The sequence below is a fragment of the Phytomonospora sp. NPDC050363 genome (genome assembly GCF_040655735.1).
GTDB lineage: Bacteria > Actinomycetota > Actinomycetes > Mycobacteriales > Micromonosporaceae > Phytomonospora.
On record NZ_JBFAKK010000003.1, the window covers coordinates 367033 to 385298 of the forward strand.

Genomic DNA, 18266 nt, shown 5'->3' on the forward strand with positions numbered 1-18266 from the left:
AAGCGGTGAAGATAGCGCTGCTCGGATGCGGCAACGTCGGTACCGAGGTGGTCCGGCTGCTGCACGAACAGGCCGACGACCTCGCCGCACGGATCGGTGAGCCGCTCGAGCTCGCCGGGATCGCCGTACGCCGTCCGGACAAGGACCGCGGCGACCTGCCCGTGCGCAGGGAACTGTTCACCGCCGACGCGCAGGCCCTGGTGTCGCGCGCCGACGTGGACATCGTGGTCGAGCTAGTCGGCGGGATCGAGCCGGCGCGAACGTGGATCACGACGGCCATGGCCGGCGGGAAGAGCGTCGTCACCGGGAACAAGGCGCTGCTGGCCGAGGACGGCGGCACGCTCCACGACGCCGCCGCCGTCGCCGGCGTCGACCTCTACTACGAGGCCTCGGTCGCCGCGGCGATCCCGCTGCTGAGGCCCCTGCGCGAGTCCCTGCACGGCGACCGCATCACCAAGGTGATGGGCATCGTCAACGGGACGACCAACTTCATCCTGTCGCGGATGACCGAGACGGGCGCGACCTTCGCCGAGGCGCTCGACGAGGCCGGCGACCTCGGTTACGCCGAGGCCGACCCGACCGCCGACATCGAGGGCTTCGACGCCGCCTCGAAGGCCGCGATCCTGGCCGGGCTGGCGTTCCACACGCGCGTCGGCGCGGCCCACGTCTACCGCGAGGGCATCACCGAGGTCAGCGCCTCCGACGTGGCCAGCGCCGAGCAGATGGGCTGCGTGGTCAAGCTGCTGTGCATCGCCACCCGCGAGGGCGACGACGTCACCGTGCGCGTCCACCCGGCGATGATCCCCAAGAGCCACCCCCTCGCCGGCGTCAACGGTGCCTACAACGCCGTGTTCGTCGAGGCCGAGGCCGCCGGGCGGCTGATGTTCTACGGCGCCGGAGCCGGTGGGGCGCCGACCGCCTCGGCCGTCCTCGGCGACATCGTCGCCGTCGCCCGCAACCGGCGCTCCGGCGCCCGCGCGGCCAGCGAGTCGACCTACGCCGACCTCGCCGTGCGGCCCATGGGCGACGTCACCACGAGGTACCACATCTCCCTCGACGTCGAGGACGAGGCGGGCGTGCTCGCCGCCGCGGCGCAGGTCTTCGCCGACCACGACGTCAGCATCCAGACCGTCCGCCAGGACGGCCGCGACGACGACGCGCTGCTGGTCGTCGTCACGCACCAGGCCACCGACGCGGCCCTCGCCGCGACGGTCGACGAACTCGCGAAGCTGCCCGCGGTGCGGCAGGTGGCCAGCGTGATGCGCGTAGAAGGCGGTTAGCTCCGTGGCACCCCTGGAATTTGCCCGCCGGGCGGCCTCGCGCCGCGCGGCTCGTAGAAGGCGACAAGCGCAGTGATCTGGAAGGGCCTCATCGAAGGGTTCCGCGACCGGCTCCCGGTCACCGCGGACACCCCCGTCATCACTCTCTACGAAGGAAACACTCCGCTGCTGCCCGCGCCGGGGCTGTCGGCCCGCACGGGCTGCGACGTCTACCTGAAGGTCGAGGGCGCCAACCCGACCGGTTCCTTCAAGGACCGGGGGATGACGCTGGCGGTGTCGAAGGCCGTCGAGGACGGCGCCAAGGCCGTCATCTGCGCCTCGACGGGCAACACGTCCGCCTCGGCCGCCGCCTACGCCGCCCGTGCGGGCATCACGTGCGCGGTGCTGGTGCCGCAGGGCAAGATCGCGCTCGGGAAGCTCGGGCAGGCGCTCGCCCACGGCGCCAAGCTGCTTCAGGTCGACGGGAACTTCGACGACTGCCTCGCGCTGGCCACGAAGCTGTCCATCGACTACCCCGTCTCGCTGGTGAACTCGGTCAACCCCGACCGCCTGCAGGGGCAGAAGACGGCGTCCTTCGAGATCGTCGCCGCTCTGGGCGACGCGCCCGACGTGCACTGCCTCCCGGTCGGCAACGCCGGCAACATCACCGCCTACTGGATGGGTTACACCGAGGACCATGCGGCGGGCAACGCGACGAAGACGCCGAAGATGATCGGTGTGCAGGCGCAGGGCGCCTCGCCGCTGGTCGGTGGGGAAGTGGTGCGCGAGCCGCAGACCATCGCCACCGCCATCCGCATCGGCAACCCCGCCTCGTGGGGGCAGGCCATCGATGCGCGCGACGACTCCGGCGGGCAGATCCGCGCGGTCACCGACCGCGAGATCCTGTCGACGTACCGGATGCTGCCGCGAAGTGAGGGCGTGTTCGTCGAGCCCGCCAGCGCGGCCTCGGTCGCGGGGATGCTCGCCGCCGTCGAGGACGGGACGATCGCGCGGGGCTCGCGCGTGGTGTGCACGGTGACCGGGCACGGGCTGAAGGATCCCGACTGGGCGGTGGCGTGCGCGCCGTCGCCGGAGACGATCAAGGTCGACGTGGTCGCGGCGGCGCGGTCGCTGGGGTTGTAGGGGTTCGGGTTTTGGGTTTTCGGGGCGCCCGGCGGTGGCCGGGCGCCTTTGGTTTGGGGGAGGTAGGGCGATAAGCAATGTTTATGTCTGGCGGGCCCGGCGCTCTGCCGACGTTGCGGGCGAAAGGCGTGGTCGGCAACCCGAATCTGCCGCGCGAACTCGGGGTCGCGCTGGGTTCCGACCCGGATCCCTACGTTCGTCTCCACGTCTCCATGCACCCCGGCCTCACGGAGGCCGAGCGCGCGGCGGTCGACTACGAGGTGAAACCGCAAGACCGGTTGCGCCGACTGACGTAGATCACCGAGAGCGAGGATCTCGACCTGCTCTCGACCGCGGCGCACTCCGCTCACATCGGCCTGCGCCGCTCGGCGGCCTGTAACCCGCGCCTCACCAGCGAACTGGTCGCGCTGCTCGCCACCGACGACGACCTGGACCAGTCCGTGATCGAGGACTTCGGTCGCGATCCGGACCTGCGCCGCGTCGTCGCCGGGGACCCGCGACTTCCACTCCCGCGTGTCCTCGAACTGCTCGACGACCCCGCGACCTCCCAGGCCGCCGCCCGCAACCCGAACCTGCCCGTGCCGGTGATGGAGCGCATCCTCGACGAGGCCGGCGTGGCCTGAGGGCGGCGGACGCCTCACCCGAGCTGGATCGCCAGCGACCCGGCGACCAGCAACGCCAGCCCCGTCAAGCGACCGGGGTTGAGCGGCCGGCGGGGAAGCCGGAACAGTCCGAAGTGGTCGATGAGCGCCGACGCGAGCTGCTGGCCGGTCACGGTCAGCGCGATCGTCGTGGCGGCGCCGATCTCGGGGATCAGCAGGAAGGTCGCGGTGACGTAGACGGCCGCGCAGGCACCGCCGAGCCAGCCCCACCACGGCACCTTGCCCAGCGCGCCGAGCTTCGGGGCGGGCGTGCGGTCGAGGGCGCGCAGCACCAGCAGGACGATCGCGATGGTGGTCGTGGCGACGACGAAGCTGACGACGGCCACGGCCAGCGGCTCATCGAGGTCGGCGCGCAGCCGCCCGTTGACGGCGCCCTGGACGGGGAGCACCGCGCCGGCGATCAGTCCGAGCAGGACCCAGCCGGCCCTGCCGACGCCTTGCGGGGCCGGCGTCGCGGTCGGCGCCGAGCGCTTGGCGCCCCTGATGACGATGGTGATGCCGCCCAGGACGGCGAGGGCGCCGAGGACCGTTCCGGCGCTCAGCGGCTGCCGGGCGACGCCGAGCAGCCCGAACAGGTCGAGGGCCAGTGAGGCGAACATCTGCCCCGTGACGAACAGGCCGACGGCGGCCAGCGCACCGATCCGGGGGAACAGCAGGATCCCGCTGGTGATGTAGAGAGGGCTGGCGAGCCCGCCGAGGAGGTGCCAGGGCTCGACGTCGGCGAGGTGGCCGAACGCTCCGAACGCGCCGGTGACCAACGCGGCCAGCGCGAGGAGGCCGGTGGCGACGCCGAGCTGGACGGCCGAGGCGCCGTACGGGGTGCCGACGGCGGCGTTGAGCTGGAGGTTCACCGAGGCCTGGACGGCGAGGAGGCAGCCGATGAGGAGGGCGGCGGCGAGGAGTGTGAGGTGCATGGTTCCTTCAGGCGGCGATAAGTGGACAGTGTGTCCGCCTAGTGTAGGCAGATAAACGGACACTGCGTCCACTTGATCGGCGAGGGTGTCTAGGATCGACCCATGGACATCGCCGCTTCGCCGCCGGAAGGTCGCGAGAGGGCCGACGCCGCCCGCAACCGCGCCCGGGTGCTCGCCGCGGCCGAACGCCTCTTCAGCACCGCCGATCCCGGCACCGTCACGATGGACCGGATCGCCAAGGAGGCGGGCGTCGGCCGGGCCACCTTGTACCGCCGCTACCCCGACGTCGGGTCGATCGCCATGGCTCTTCTCGACGAGCACGAGCGCGCGCTGCAGCAGCGGCTGCTGTCAGGAGAACCGCCGCTGGGGCCGGGCGCCGAACCGGGGGACAGGCTGGCGGCCTTCTACGAGGCGATGCTCGCTCTGCTCGACCGGCACCTGCCGCTGGTGCTGGGCGCCGAGACCGGCAGCGCGCGCATGGCGACCGGCGCCTACGGGTTCTGGCGCGTCCACGTCCACTCGCTGCTCGTCGCCGCCGGGACCCCCGACCCGGACGCGCTCGTCGACGCGCTGCTGGCGCCGCTGGCGCCCGAGGTCTTCCGCTACCAGCGCGAGCAGCGGCGACTGTCGACAGTGGAGATAGGGGCGGCGCTCGACCGCCTCGCCCACCGTGTGCTCGGTTGAGGGTCAGCGCTCCTCGCGCACGGCCGAGGCCAGGCGCGACAGCTCGTCGTCGGTGCCGGCCTCGTCGAGTGCCTTCGACAGCACCTTCTCGTAGGTAGCCTTCGCCTGCCGGTGCGTCACCCGGCCCTTGGCGGTGAGTTCGGTGAACACCCCGCGACGGTCGTCGGCGCACGTCGTGCGGCGGGCGAGGCCCGCCTCTTCGAGCCGCGCGGCGAGTCGGCTGACCGAACTCTGGTTGAGGCCGATGGCCACCGCCAGGTTCTGCACCCGCATGGCCCCGCCCCTCGTCGCGGCGAGTTCGTCGAGCGCGCGGAACTCCGACAGCCCGAGATGATGGCCGCGGTGCAGACCTTGCGCGAGTGCCTGCTCGACGAGGTGGTGCAGCCGCAGCGCGCGCTGCCAGTGGACGCTGATCGCGGTGGCCTGTCTGGTAACCATCACTGTCCTTTCCGGACGGACCGGTCATTCATCCCACCTCCGCCACCATATGCCGGGGCATGCATGGTCGCCAGTGAGTTGTGTGGGGGATACCCGTTTGGGCGGCGGGGAACCGCCTCCGCGCTGCCATCCGGACATCGGTGAGCCTTGAGCCGCTTGCGCCGACACCGGGACCCGCGTGAAATCGCCCGAGTGTCGAATCGCGGACAGTGTCGAGAGCGGCACGCGCAGTCCTGAATCGGTTAGGGTCAGGCGCATGGCGTTGCCCCCGGAACCCGACGATCCCCTCGTCGGAGCTCGCGCGGGTGTTCGCGCCGCGATGACCCGATTCGCGGGCGCTTTGCGTACCGCTGCCCGCCCCACGATCACGGCGGTCCTCTGCGCGGGAGCCTGCGCGCCGATCGCCGCCGCCGTTTTAGGCAGCGGAGCCGCCGCCACGGCCGCGCTCGGCGTCCTCGGGGGAATCGGCGGCGGCACGCTCACCAACGTCGTCGCCGAGGCGATCAAAGGGCTCAGACGCGACCGAGGCGCGGACGGCACCCCGGCGGAGATCGAGGACGCACTGGCCGAGCGCTTCGACGCGCTGCTGGCCTCCGACGACGAGGACACGGCGGAAGCCCGGCAGGCCGTCGCGGAGATCCTCAAAGAGGTCCAGGCCGCCCGGATCGCCACGGAGTTCGCCGTCACAGCAGGCGACGAGGCGCTGCTCGATCTGCTCGTCAGTGAGTTCAGGGACCTGGGCGCGGCTTCCGAGGATTTCGCGTTCCTGCTGCGCGACACCCGCGAGGCCGTCGAGGAGACCCGGCAGGGCGTCCGACGACTGGAGCTGGCACAGCGGTCGGGCCACGACATCCTCCGCCGGCAATCGGTACTGCTCATGCAGATCCACCATCGGCTCGCCGCGGAATCCAGCGACGACGGGCACCGTGACCGGCTCCAGTCGCCCTACCGCGGCCTCCTTCCCTTCGGTGAGGAGCACCAGGACGTCTACTTCGGGCGGACGCGTGTGCTCTCCGAACTCATCGCCTACTGCGCCTCACGCATCGGATCGGGCGGGATGATCGCGGTCACCGGCGCATCCGGTGCCGGAAAGTCGTCACTGCTGCGCGCCGGGCTGATGCCGGAGTTTCGCAGAGGCGGGCTTCCCGTCGAAGGCGCGGAAGCCTGGCCTCAGCTGGCGCTGACTCCCGGAGGGGCACCTCTGGAGGCGTTCGCGGTCGCACTCGCCTCCATCGGCGGACCGGATGCCGTGGCGACACTCCGTTCCCTCACCGAGAAACCGGACCAGGCCCATCTCCTGGTGCGTCAGCGCCTGCCCGAACTCGGCGTCGGCGAACCCGCACGCCTGCTTCTGGTGGTCGACCAGTTCGAGGAGCTGTTCACTCTTGCCGGCGAGGATGAGCGGGACGCCTTCATCACCGTGGTCTTGTCGATAGCCCGCGACGACGCGGGCCTCGTGGTGTTCGCCCTGCGCGGCGACTTCGTCGACCGCTGCGCCACTGACCCGGGACTGGTGGAGGTTCTCCAGGACAACCTCTTCCTCGTATCCCCGATGAACTCCGGGGAGTTGAGACAGGCCGTCACCGGGCCGGCCGCCGTGGCCGGGCTCGATCTCGATCAGGGCTTGGCCGATGACATCATCGCCGACCTGCGAGGCGCGTCCGACGACTCGGCGGCACTTCCGCTGCTGTCCCAGACGATGCTCTTGGTCTGGGAAGGCAGAACGCAGGGACGTCTCACTCGCCGCGCATACGGCTCATTCGGTGGCGTCGTGAACGCGGTGAGGGCCGGTGCCGAAGCGGTGTACAGGGCTCTTGGCGACCCGGATCAGCAGGCGGCCGCGCAGGACATGTTCCGGCGCCTGGTGAGCGTCGGACGCGACGGGACGCTTTCGCGCCGACCGGTACCGCTGTCCGAACTCGACTCCGGAAGCCCTCACCACGCAGCCGTCCGCGAGGCGTTCACCACCGCGCGGTTGCTGATCGCCCACGCGGGCGCGACGGAGATCGCCCACGACTCCCTGCTGCGGTACTGGGACCGGCTGCGAAGCTGGGTCGAGCCCGACCGCGCCAGCCTCGCCCTGCTCAACCAGCTTGAGGAGGACGCCGGAGCGTGGGACGACGGCGGCCGCGATCCATCGTTTCTGTACCAGGGGACGCGGCTCGAAGCCGTCGAACACGAACACCGGAACGTCTGGACGCCGAACGCCGACCGGTTTCCCGCGCTCGCCGGCGCCTCGCCGGCATTCCTGGCCGTGGCACGAAGTCACCAACGACGCCGAGGTCGCCTCCGCAAGGTGGTGACAGGTGCGCTCGCCGGTCTGACGGCGATCGCGATGGTCATGGTGGCGCTGGTCTTCGACGCCAACGCCGAACTCACCGACCAGCGCGACGAGGCATTGGCCGCGCAGCTGGTGAGCGCCAGCGCCGACCTGCGCGCAACCGACGGCGAACTGGCCAGGCTGCTCGCGGTCGCGGCATGGGAGCTGGCAGGGACCGACAGCGCGTACTTGTCGATGACGAACGCCGTGAACGACCCGTCGACCGGCCGCCTCATCGAAGACGGAGTCGGCGAGGTGGACTCCCTCGCGTTCAGTCCGGACGGGTCACTCCTGGCGGCCCGTGCCAGCAAGGGCATCATCACGCTCTGGCGGACCGACACGTGGGAGACCGAGCGGCTGGACCCACCGCTGATCCGAGGCGGCCTTGCCAACGTGGAGTTCAGTCCTGACGGGGCTTTGCTCGCGGCCAACTCGATCGACGGCGTGCGGATCTGGGACGTCCGAACGCGCACCTTGGCGCGCACCATCGCCGATGCCACCGAAGTCGGCGACCTGGCCTTCAGCCCCGATGGCTCGATGATCGCCTCGGCCGAGGTCGAACGGACGAGGATCTGGGCCACCGACACCGGTGACCGCGTCGCGGCCTTCGGCGGAGAGTTCGACGACGTCCTCGCCTTCTCGCCGGACGGAACCGCGCTGGTCACCGGAGGTAGTGACGGCGTGGTCGAGAGCAGAGACATCGGGAGCGGGGAGTCGACGGGGTCGCAGGACCTCGGCGATTACGTCCGCTTGCTGCACGCAGGCGTGCCGGGCGCCGACGACATGACCGCGTGCAGCGCCACCGGTTGCTATACCGCGGTGAACGAGGGCCGCTGGATTTGGCGCACGCCCGCAATGTTGCTTCCCGTCATAAGCCCGGACGGCGGCATGTTCGCAACCGCCGACGGGAGTTTTGTGAGCCTGTGGGGCGCCGCGACCGGGCAGCTCGTGGCCAGTTTCCAGACCGACGCGTCGATTATGGGCTTGGCCTTCCAGCCCGGCGGGTCGGCTCTCGTCGCGGCCACCGACGCAGGACTACAGAGATGGGACGTGGGCTTGGCGCTGAGCGCGTCTACGAATCTATTGAGGAGGCTGGACGGCGTCACCCGGGGCTGGCCGCTCAGGGTCGACTACGCCGCGGCCGCGGGCCTCCTGGCGGGAATCGGTTGGGAAGGAACGAGGCTGTGGAGGTTCGACGGCGGTGCCGTCGACGGTGAGATCGTCGGGACCCGCCCGGAAGGTTCGGAATTGCCCAGCGCGATCAACTCCGACGGGTCCCTCTTGGCGTTCGCGGCATCGGCGGACCGGCGGACGGAGATCGACCTGCTCGAAACGGCGACAGGAAAGGTCAGGGCGATCCTGAACGGCCACGTCGGCGCGGTCGTCGCCGTCGAGTTCAGTCCCGACGGTGCTGTGCTGTACAGCGCGGCCGACATGCACGGAGACGTGCTGATGTGGGACACGGCGACGGGCAAGGAGCGCCTCCGTCTGGGCGGACATGGCGAAGGTGTGAGGGCGATGGACCTCAGCCCTGACGGACGATTGCTCGCCACCTCGGACGACTTCGGTGTCGTGCGGGTCTGGGACGCTCACAGCGGAACGCTGACCGCGACGCTGCGCGGCAACCAGGACCCGCCCTCGGCGCTCGCGTTCAGCGCCGATGGGACCAGACTCGCCGGTGTCGGAACGCATTCGGTGGCGCTGTGGTCGGTCGCCGACGGCAGCCACCAGGAGGTGGCGACCGAAGGACTCGACGACCTGGCCCGTTACACGGTGGACTTCTCGCCGGACGGTAGGTTCATCGCCCTTGTCCGAACGGGCGTGGACGGCGGTGTCGACCTCTGGGACGTGGAAAGCAATGGGCTCGCGTTCAGCATGCCGACTCCCGCTCTTCCGCACGACCTGGTGTTCGCTGCCGACGGCTGGCGCGCGGCCGTCGCGACGGACATGGGCGTGTTCGTGTACGACCTCGGATTCCTCGCCGATCCGCGCTCGGCGGCCTGCGCCCAGGTCGGCAGAGAACTCACGGAGCCGGAATGGGAGACGTACTTGCCGGGGTTGCCGGTGGGGGCGCTGGGAATCTGCGGCGACATCGCCTGACGACCGATGGCCGGCACCCGTGAGGTGCCGGCCATCGTCTTCCGCGGAACTACTGCTTGCCCCCGATCACGTCCGACGGCCTGCCCCGCAGTGCCACGCGGCCCGGCAGCACCGTCGACACCAGTGCCAGCAGCGCCGCGCCGGCGATGACCGTCGCGTACGTCACGAACGGCATCGAAGGCTGGGCAGCGCCGGTCATGCCGACGCTGAACGCGGTCAGCGTGGCCACGGCGATGCCGGTCCCGAGCACCACCGCGATGAGCACGGCCATGCCGGTCTCGGTCCGCAGCATGCGCATGACCTGCCGCTTCGTCGTGCCGACCAGCCGCAGTAGCGCGAACTCGCGGGCGCGGTCGGCGGTGGCCATGGCCAGGGTGTTGACGACGGCGATGGCGGCGAAGGCGATGACCAGGCTCATCACCAGCAACTGGACCTCGGCGTTCGTCGACGCCACGGTGGAGCGGGCCTCCTCGACTTCGGCGTCACCGAGCACGGCGAGGGTCGGGTAGGTCTTGCCGAGGGCGGTGCGGATGTCCTGCGGCGTAACGGATCCGGAGACCAGCACGGTCGACGACAGGGGGTTGTCGACGTGGGCCGCGACGACTTCGTGCGGCAGTGTCAGGTCGCCGAAGCCGAGGTGGCGCTCGTAGATCGCGACCAGGGTCAGGGTGACGTGCACGCCGTCGCCCATGGTCACGTCGATCTCGTCGCCGACGGAGGCGGCGCGCTGCTCGGCGGCGAGCTCGCTCATGGCGATCGAGGTGCCGGCGAAGTCGTCCATGGATCCCTTGGTGACGCCCAGGTCCAGGTTGGCCGACACGCCTTCGGGTGTGACGCCCTTGGCGCGGTACTTGTCCTGGCCGATGCGGACGGTCGAGCCGATCGTCTCGGTGGCGGCGTCGACGCCGGGCAGGTCGCGGACGGTGGCGGCCGCCTCCGACGGGATGCCCGGGCCGGGGGCGGTCAGCGTGTAGTCGGCCTTGGTGCCGTCGCGCAGTTCGCCGGCGGCGGCGTCGCCCATGGTCGTCGGCACGAACAGGATCGTCACGGTCAGGGCGACGAGCAGTCCGAGCGGCGTGATCACCGACGCCAGCCGGCGCGCGCTGGTGCGGGCGTTGGCGGCGGCCAGATAGCCGCCGGCGCGCAGGATCCAGCTCAGGAGCGGCGTGAACACGTAGGCCGCGACGCGTGCCACCACGGGCCCGAGCAGGGACAGCGCGACGACCAGCAGGATCGCGGTGAAGAAGGTGACCGGGCTGGCCGCGGCCTCCGTCGACAGTCCACTCAGGACCACTAGCAGCACCACCCCGCCCGCCAAGGCGAGCAGGCCGAGGATCGAGCGGACGACGCCGAGCCTGGGCGTGGGCATGGCCGCGTCCGACAGGGCCTCGGTGGGGCGGATGCGGATGACGTGCCGCGCGGAGATGCGCGCGGCCAGGAAGGCCGCGGCGAGGGTCGCGATCACGGCGGCGGCGATGGGGAAGGGACTGACGACCAGGTCGAGGTTGGCGGGGATGACGCCGTAGGAGACGAAGCGGTTGCGCAGCCATCCGCCCAGGAAGATCCCGGCGAAGGCGCCGAGCGGTGCGGCGATCGCGCCGACCATGAGCGCCTCGCGGCCGATGAGCTGCCGCATCTGGCGGGGTGTGGCCGCGATGGCCCGCAGGAGCGCGATCTCGCGGTGGCGCTGCTGCATCGACAGCGCGAAGGTTCCGACGACGACCAGGACGCCGACCAGCAGCGAGGTGCCGCCGATCGCGCCGCCCATGCTCAGCAGCTTGACGCGGGCGCCTTCGGCCTCGACGAACTCCAGTGGGCCGCGCGCCGCTCCGGCGTAGACCTCGCCGGGTGTGCCGTCCAGGGCCGCGGTCAGGTCGCGGTGGAGCTGTGCGAGGTCGGTGCCGGCGCTGGGGAGCACCCCGATCGCGGTGAGCTGCCCGTCGTGGCCGGCGAGGGCGCGGGCCTCCTCGTCGGAGAAGAAGATCGTCGACTGCGCGGCGAGGTCGCCCGCTTCGGGCGTGACCAGCCCGACGACGGTGTAGGTGCCGGGCACGGTGGTGCTCTGCACGGACGCGGTCTGGCCGACGCCGATCCCGGCCCGCGCGGCGAGTTCGGTGTCGAGGGCGATCTCACCGGTGGCGGCGGGGGCGCGTCCATCGGTCACCGTGAACGGCGTCAGGGGGGCCGAGGCGATGCCGTGCCCCCAGGAGTCGCCGTCTTCGGGGCCGGGGAGGGGGAGGCCGCGGTCGTCGAGGAGGTAGGCGGGGAAGGTGACCTCGGGGACGGCCTGGTCGACGCCGGGGACGGCCGCGACGGTGCCGGCGAGGTCGGCGGGGATCCAGGCGCGCTCGGTCAGCGGCTTGGACTTCGTCTTCGTCTTGACCTCGCCCTCGCCCTTGTCCTTGGTGGTCGTCCAGTGGACTTCCTGGTCGCCGGCGACGACCACAGGGGCGCCGGCGTAGCGCTCGACGGGGATCTCGCCGCGCAGGCCGGTGTCGAGGAGCATGCCGCAGGCGGCGACCATCGCCGCGGCGCACATGAGGGCGACGAAGGCGCCGACGAATCCGGCCAGCCGGGACCGCAGCGTTCGCAGTGCGAAGGTGAACACTACGACCACGCTCCGAGGTGGGTCATGCGCTCGGCGACCTTGTCGGCGGTGGGGGAGGGCATGGCCTCGACGATGCGGCCGTCGGCGAGGAACAGGACGGTGTCGGCGAAGGCGGCGGCGACCGGGTCGTGGGTGACCATCACGACCGTCTGGCCCATGTCGTGGACGGTGGAGCGGAGCAGGCCGAGGATCTCCTTGGCGGTGACGGTGTCGAGCGCGCCGGTCGGTTCGTCGCCGAAGAGGACCTCGGGGCGGGTGACCAGGGCGCGGGCGATCGCGACGCGCTGCTGCTGGCCGCCGGACAGTTCGGCCGGGCGGTGCGAGGCGCGCTCGGCGAGGCCGACGCGGCGGAGGACCTCGGCGAGCCAGCCCTTGTCCACTTTGGAACCCGCTAGGCGGAACGGCAGGGTGATGTTCTGCGTGACCGTCAGGGCCGGGACGAGGTTGAAGGCCTGGAAGACGAAGCCGACGCGCTTCCTGCGCAACTTGGTCAGGGCGGTCTCGTTCATGCCCGACAGGTCGGTGTCGCCGAGCCGGACGGTGCCCGAACTGGGGTGGTCGAGCCCGGCCGCGCAGTGGAGGAAGGTGCTCTTGCCCGAACCGGAGGGGCCCATCACGGCGGTGAAGCTGCCGCGGGGGATGGCGACGCTGACCTCTTTGAGGGCGGCGACGCGGCCGGCTCCCTTTCCATAGGTCTTGGAGACCCCGTCGAGTCGTACGGCGGCCGTCTTGCGGGCTGGGGAGAGCGTTGCGGCGGTCATGAGGGTGTGTGCCAATCAGTCTTCGTCGGAATCGGCGGTGGGCGCCGAGGGGGCGGGAAACGCGAGGAAACGTGTCAGTACGGTCCGGGCGTCGTCCCGGTCGGAGTGGGCGTAGCGGTTGAGGAGTGCGATGTACTCCTCGAAGAAGTCGCGAAGCTGATCCATGGAGACGCGGATCGTGCCGCGCGAGTACGGGAGGCCGTCGACCCACTCGCCGTCCTCGGCCGTCTCGGCCTGGGAGCGGTGGAAGGCCTCGACGTCGGCGGCGAAGGACTGGCGGGTCATCTCGTCGAAGACGACCCGGGTGGCCTCGTCCTGACCGCCGCGCGGGGCGAAGCGGATGTCGCGCTTGACGTAGCGCCACCACCGCTGCCGGCCGTGGGTCTGGTCGGGCACCTCCTCGACGAAGCCCTGCCGGGCCAGTTCGCGCAGGTGGTAGCTGGTGGCGCCGGTGTTGAGGTCGAGGGCGCGGGCGAGGGTCGCCGAGGTCGCCGGGCCGTGCATCGTCAGGTGCTGGATGATCTGCTGCCTCCTCGGCTGGGCCAGGGAACGCAGGACCTCGAGCTCGGTGATCTCGCGCCGCTCGTCGTCGCTCATGAATGCAAAGGTAAATGTGCACAGCAAATTATGCAAGGGAATCTGTGCACTACTTTGAGTGAGATTTTGACCGGTCGGTGTGCCGCTGTATAGCATGGTGATATCACTTCGCTAGCCCTCGGAGGTAGCCATGGAGCGCGCCGCGTTCCGCATCCCCGGACTTCTCGCCACGCTCGCGGTCATCGCCGTCCTGGTCGCGTGCGGGGCGATGTTCGTCCGCCACGCCAGTGACGGCGACGACGGCACCCTCGCCGCCCTGATCGCGGTCGCCGTCCTCGCCGTGGCGGTCCTCGTCACCGGCATCGTCGCGGTCAACCCCAACGAGGCCGTCGTCGTCCAGCTCTTCGGCCGCTACGTGGGCTCCGTCCGCGAGCCGGGCCTGCACTGGGTCCTGCCGCTGACCAACAAGAACCGCGTGTCGCTGCGCGTCCGCAACTTCGAGACGCCACCGGCCAAGGTCAACGACGCCGACGGCAACCCCGTCGAGATAGGCGCCGTCATCGTCTGGCGCGTCGTGGACGCCGCCAAGGCCACCTTCGCCATCAACCTCTACCAGGCCTACGTCTCCATCCAGGCCGAGGCCGCCGTCCGCCACATGGCCACCTGCTACCCCTACGACAGCCACGGCTCCGACCTGATGAGCCTGCGCGACGGCGCCGCGGTCGCCGAGGAGCTCACCAACGAACTCCGCGAGCGCGTCGAACTCGCCGGCGTCGAGATCCTTGAGACGAGGATCACCCACCTCGCCTACGCGCCCGAGATCGCCCACGCCATGCTGCGCCGCCAGCAGGCCACCGCCGTCGTCGCCGCCCGCTCGAAGATCGTCGAAGGCGCCGTCGGGATGGTGCGGATGGCCCTCGACCGCATCTCGGCCGAGGACATCGTGGAACTCGACGACGAGCGGCGCGCCGCGATGGTGTCCAACCTGCTCGTCGTACTGTGCTCCGACCAGTCGACGCAGCCGGTGGTCAACACCGGTTCGCTGTACCACTAAGCCGATCCACATAGGGGAATGGCGTGCCACCACGCAAGAACGTCCTATTGCGACTCGACCCGGCGGTGCACGACGCGATCGCGAAGTGGGCCGCCGACGAGTTGCGCAGCGTCAACGCGCAGATCGAGTACGCCCTGCGCGCGGCGCTGAAGCAGGCGGGGCGGGAGCCGCGTGCGGACAAGGAGTGAGTGCCGCCGGGTCTGTGCCCGGCGGGCCGCGCGGGTGAGGGTAACGTCACGTCCGTGACCCGATTCACCACCGGTGCCGTCACCGTCAGGGTGCCCGCCACCAGCGCCAACCTCGGCCCAGGCTTCGACTCCCTCGGCCTCGCACTGGCCCTTCACGACGAGGTGACCGCCGAGGTCACCGGCGACGGCGTCGTGGTCGAGGTACGCGGCGAGGGCGAGGGAAACCTCCCCGCCGACGAGACCCACCTGGTCGCACGCGCGGCCTTCCTGGCATTCGACCGCATCGGCGCTCGCCCGGCGGGCCTGCGCCTGTCCTGCCTCAACCGCATCCCGCACGCGCGAGGGCTCGGCTCCTCCTCGGCGGCCATCGTCGCCGGCATCAGTCTGGCCGCAGCGCTGTGCCCCGACGCCGGCTTCGGGCTCGACGCGCGCCTGCGCCTCGCGGGCGAGATCGAGGGCCACCCCGACAACGTCGCGCCCTGCCTGCTCGGCGGCTTCACGATCGCCTGGACCGACGGCGACGGCTCCCGCGCCGTGCGCTTGGAACCTGCCCCGGGCGTCGCGCCCGTCGTATATGTACCCGCAGGTCAGGGCCTCACCGCGCACGCCCGAGCGGCACTGCCCGGACGCGTCCCGCACGTCGACGCCGCCTACAACGTCGGACGCGCCGCGCTGCTCGTCCACGCCATCACCGCCGCCCCCGAACTGCTCCTCGAAGCCACCGACGACCGCATCCACCAGCAGTACCGCTCGGCGACGATGGCCCGCAGTGCCGCACTGGTCGCCGAACTGCGTCACCAGGGCGTCCCGGCGGCCATCAGCGGGGCAGGTCCCAGCGTTATCGCCTTCGGCGACGCGCCCGGGGACGTCGACGGATTCGAGGCCTTTAAACTGGCGGTGGCCGAGGGCGCGAGCGTGATCTGAGCCCCCGGGAGGAACACGCCGGGACCCAGGTGTTGTACGCGGGGACGTAGTTGATTATCCTTATGAACAGCACAGCCGCAGTGTTCGTCACGAAGTCACAGCACTTTGCGCGCACACAGCTCTTTCAGCGGCAGCCGCGGTGTTCCGGCGCGTGCCTGGTCTCTATAGGGGAAGACCCCCGATTTTAGAAACCCTGCCACCTGCCACGGTCATGTCTGGGGAGGACTTCCCACTTCTGGTCCGATTCCGGCACGGTGTGCGACCCAGCCACGCAGAAGACTCCGCACCCCAAAAGGGCCGAAGGCCCACACGTCCACGCATCGAAGCACGTGGTGCTCGACGTGAAAAGCGCGTAGCCCGAGGCCGGTTCCTACCGGCCTGCCAAGGGAAGGAAACCATTGAGCGACACCACCGACGTTTCGCCGGACGTCACCGACGACGCCACCACCCCGTCCGTGACCGGCAACGCCCGGCGTAAGCGGACCGGTACCGGCCTTGCGGCCATGCTCATGCCCGAATTGCAGCGACTCGCCAGCTCTCTCGGCATCACCGGCATCGGCCGGATGCGCAAGAGCGAGCTCATCGTCGCGATCCAGGGAGCACAAGGCGGCGGCTCGTCCGCACCGGTCAACGGCGCGTCCGACGAGACGAAGGGCTCGGCACAGCCCACTTTGGAGCCCGCGGGCTCCGCTGAGCGTCCGCGCAGGGCCACTCGCCCCGCCGGTCCTCCGCAGCCTCGCGGCACCATCACCGAGGCGGTGAGCGAGACGGCCGCGCCCGAGGCGCCGGCCGCCGAGCCCGCCGCGGACAAGCAGTCCGACGGCCAGGCCGATGGCCAGTCCGGCGCCGAGGGCGGCGAGCAGCGCCGTGAGCGCCGCCAGCGCGACCGCGGCGACCGTCAGCGCGACAAGCAGCCGGTCGCGCAGTCCGCCGAGGGGGACAAGAAGCCCGTGAACAACAAGGACCAGAGCGGCGAGCGTCAGCGCGACCGCGATCGCGGCGACAACCGCCAGCAGGGTTCCGACCAGCAGGGCAACCGCGACCGGGACAACCGGGACAACCGCGCCGACGATGACGACGAGGGCGGCCGTCGCCGCAACCGCCGTCAGCGTGACCGCGACCGCCGCCGCGGCGGCGAGCGTGGAGAGCGCAACGAGCGAAGCGACCGTGGAGACCGCGGCGACCGCGGGGACCGCGGCGGCCAGGGCGACCGTCAGCGCGGGGGTGGCGGCGGCGAGCCGCAGATCCGCGAGGACGACGTGCTCGTGCCGGTCGGCGGAATCCTCGACATCCTCGACAACTACGGCTTCATCCGGACCACCGGTTACCTCGCCGGCCCGAACGACGTCTACGTGTCGATGTCGCAGGTCCGCAAGTACGGCCTGCGTCGCGGTGACGCCGTCACCGGTGCCGTGCGCGCGCCCCGCGAGGGCGAGCAGCAGCAGCAGGGGAACCGTCGCGACAAGTACAACCCGCTCGTGCGGCTGGACACCATCAACGGCATGGAGCCCGACGAGGCCCGTCGCCGTTCGGAGTTCTACAAGCTCACGCCGCTCTACCCGCAGGAGCGTCTGCGGCTGGAGACCGAGCCGCACATCCTCACCACGAGGGTGATAGACCTCGTCGTTCCGCTCGGTAAGGGCCAGCGCGCCCTGATCGTGGCGCCGCCGAAGGCGGGTAAGACGAGTGTCATGCAGGCGATCGCCAACGCGATCACCACCAACAACCCCGAGTGCCACCTCATGGTCGTCCTCGTCGACGAGCGGCCTGAAGAGGTCACCGACATGCAGCGCTCGGTCAAGGGTGAGGTCATCGCCTCCACCTTCGACCGTCCGCCGGCCGATCACACCACGGTCGCCGAGCTGTCGATCGAGCGCGCCAAGCGTCTCGTGGAGCTCGGGTACGACGTGGTCGTGCTGCTCGACTCGGTGACGCGTCTGGGCCGTGCGTACAACCTGGCGGCGCCCGCCTCGGGTCGCATCATGTCCGGTGGTATCGACTCGACCGCGCTCTACCCGCCGAAGCGTTTCCTCGGCGCGGCGCGCAACATCGAGAACGGCGGCTCGCTGACGATCATCGCCACCGCGCTCGTCGAGACCGGTTCGATGATGGACACGGTCATCTTCGAGGAGTTCAAGGCGACCGGCAACGCCGAGCTGAAGCTCGACCGCAAGCTCGCCGACAAGCGGGTCTTCCCGGCCGTCGACGTGCACGGCTCGTCGACGCGTAAGGAGGAGATCCTCCTTGCTCCCGAGGAACTGGCGATCATCTACAAGCTCCGCCGGGTGCTGTCCGGGCTGGAGCAGCAGCAGGCTCTGGAGCTGCTGCTCGACCGCCTGAAGAAGTCGAAGACGAACATCGAGTTCCTGATGCAGATCGCCAAGACCACGCCGGGCGGCGGGGAGTAGGCAGAAGTACCAGGGGCACGACGAAAGCCCGCCGACCGAAGGGTCGGCGGGTTTTTTCGTGGGGTGACGTGCGGAGAAAGAGGGGGCAGGTGACGCGCAGAGAAAGAGGGGGCGGGGAGCGGGCGGTGGGCCTGGGGCGGGACGACAGGAGTGGAGTGGGCGAGACGCGGGTGTGGGAGGGAAGTGGGTGGGACGCGGGCGTGGAGCGGGGCGAAGGTCGCGGGTAGGAGAAGACCGGCGGCGCCGAGAACGCCACGCGACCAGTC

General features: G+C 70.7%; 15 protein-coding genes. 10 read left to right on the top strand and 5 right to left on the bottom strand.

What is annotated here, in order from left to right; translation table 11 throughout:
- The first annotated feature begins 11 nt into the window (after positions 1-11).
- The 4 genes from AB0I28_RS09770 (at position 12) to AB0I28_RS09785 (ending at position 3025) form a co-directional block, all read left to right on the top strand.
- Positions 12-1280, top strand: coding sequence for a homoserine dehydrogenase (locus AB0I28_RS09770; RefSeq protein ID WP_357491969.1), 1269 nt, complete (start codon positions 12-14; stop codon positions 1278-1280).
- Positions 1281-1355: 75 nt separating this feature from the next.
- Complete coding sequence (gene thrC, locus AB0I28_RS09775) at positions 1356-2402, top strand: threonine synthase (RefSeq protein WP_357491971.1); 1047 nt, start codon at positions 1356-1358, stop codon at positions 2400-2402.
- An 83-nt stretch (positions 2403-2485) separates the two neighbouring features.
- On the top strand, positions 2486-2698 hold the full coding sequence (locus tag AB0I28_RS09780; RefSeq protein WP_357491479.1) for a hypothetical protein: 213 nt from the start codon (positions 2486-2488) through the stop codon (positions 2696-2698).
- A gap of 144 nt (positions 2699-2842) precedes the next feature.
- Positions 2843-3025, top strand: coding sequence for a hypothetical protein (locus AB0I28_RS09785; protein WP_357491480.1), 183 nt, complete (start codon positions 2843-2845; stop codon positions 3023-3025).
- 14 nt (positions 3026-3039) lie between these two features.
- Here the strand turns inward: AB0I28_RS09785 and AB0I28_RS09790 are convergent, their stop codons facing one another.
- Positions 3040-3978, bottom strand: a complete 939-nt coding sequence (locus AB0I28_RS09790; protein WP_357491482.1) for a DMT family transporter — start codon at positions 3976-3978, stop codon at positions 3040-3042.
- A gap of 102 nt (positions 3979-4080) precedes the next feature.
- Here AB0I28_RS09790 and AB0I28_RS09795 point away from each other — a divergent pair, with 102 nt between their 5' ends.
- Positions 4081-4662: a helix-turn-helix domain-containing protein gene (locus tag AB0I28_RS09795; RefSeq protein WP_357491484.1), complete on the top strand. Its 582-nt coding sequence runs from the start codon at positions 4081-4083 to the stop codon at positions 4660-4662.
- Positions 4663-4665: 3 nt separating this feature from the next.
- Here AB0I28_RS09795 and AB0I28_RS09800 read toward each other — a convergent pair whose 3' ends face one another.
- Positions 4666-5100 (bottom strand): MarR family transcriptional regulator, encoded by a 435-nt coding sequence (locus AB0I28_RS09800; protein ID WP_357491486.1) that lies wholly within the window; start codon positions 5098-5100, stop codon positions 4666-4668.
- A gap of 256 nt (positions 5101-5356) precedes the next feature.
- Between AB0I28_RS09800 and AB0I28_RS09805 the strand changes: the two genes are divergently transcribed.
- Entirely contained in the window at positions 5357-9520 is a 4164-nt protein-coding gene (locus tag AB0I28_RS09805; RefSeq protein ID WP_357491488.1) for a hypothetical protein, read from the top strand.
- Positions 9521-9569: 49 nt separating this feature from the next.
- On the opposite strand, the gene AB0I28_RS09810 is transcribed toward AB0I28_RS09805, so the two are convergent.
- The 3 genes from AB0I28_RS09810 to AB0I28_RS09820 are packed head-to-tail and all read right to left on the bottom strand — an operon-like array spanning position 9570 to position 13486.
- Positions 9570-12128, bottom strand: a complete 2559-nt coding sequence (locus AB0I28_RS09810) for an FtsX-like permease family protein (protein ID WP_357491490.1) — start codon at positions 12126-12128, stop codon at positions 9570-9572.
- Positions 12128-12889 (bottom strand): ABC transporter ATP-binding protein, encoded by a 762-nt coding sequence (locus AB0I28_RS09815; protein WP_357491973.1) that lies wholly within the window; start codon positions 12887-12889, stop codon positions 12128-12130. Before AB0I28_RS09815 ends, AB0I28_RS09810 begins: the two co-directional genes overlap by 1 nt.
- Positions 12890-12904: 15 nt before the next feature.
- The gene (locus AB0I28_RS09820; protein ID WP_357491492.1) at positions 12905-13486 is read right to left on the bottom strand and encodes a helix-turn-helix domain-containing protein; all 582 of its coding nucleotides are present in this window, start codon (positions 13484-13486) and stop codon (positions 12905-12907) included.
- Positions 13487-13616: 130 nt separating this feature from the next.
- On the opposite strand from AB0I28_RS09820, the gene AB0I28_RS09825 reads away from it, so the two are divergent.
- From AB0I28_RS09825 to rho, 4 genes are all read left to right on the top strand, one after another.
- On the top strand, positions 13617-14480 hold the full coding sequence (locus AB0I28_RS09825; protein WP_357491494.1) for an SPFH domain-containing protein: 864 nt from the start codon (positions 13617-13619) through the stop codon (positions 14478-14480).
- Positions 14481-14503: 23 nt separating this feature from the next.
- Positions 14504-14668, top strand: coding sequence for a hypothetical protein (locus AB0I28_RS09830; RefSeq protein WP_357491496.1), 165 nt, complete (start codon positions 14504-14506; stop codon positions 14666-14668).
- Positions 14669-14722: 54 nt separating this feature from the next.
- Entirely contained in the window at positions 14723-15592 is an 870-nt protein-coding gene (thrB, locus tag AB0I28_RS09835) for a homoserine kinase (RefSeq protein WP_357491498.1), read from the top strand.
- 398 nt (positions 15593-15990) lie between these two features.
- On the top strand, positions 15991-18000 hold the full coding sequence (gene rho, locus AB0I28_RS09840) for a transcription termination factor Rho (protein ID WP_357491500.1): 2010 nt from the start codon (positions 15991-15993) through the stop codon (positions 17998-18000).
- Positions 18001-18266: the final 266 nt, after the last annotated feature.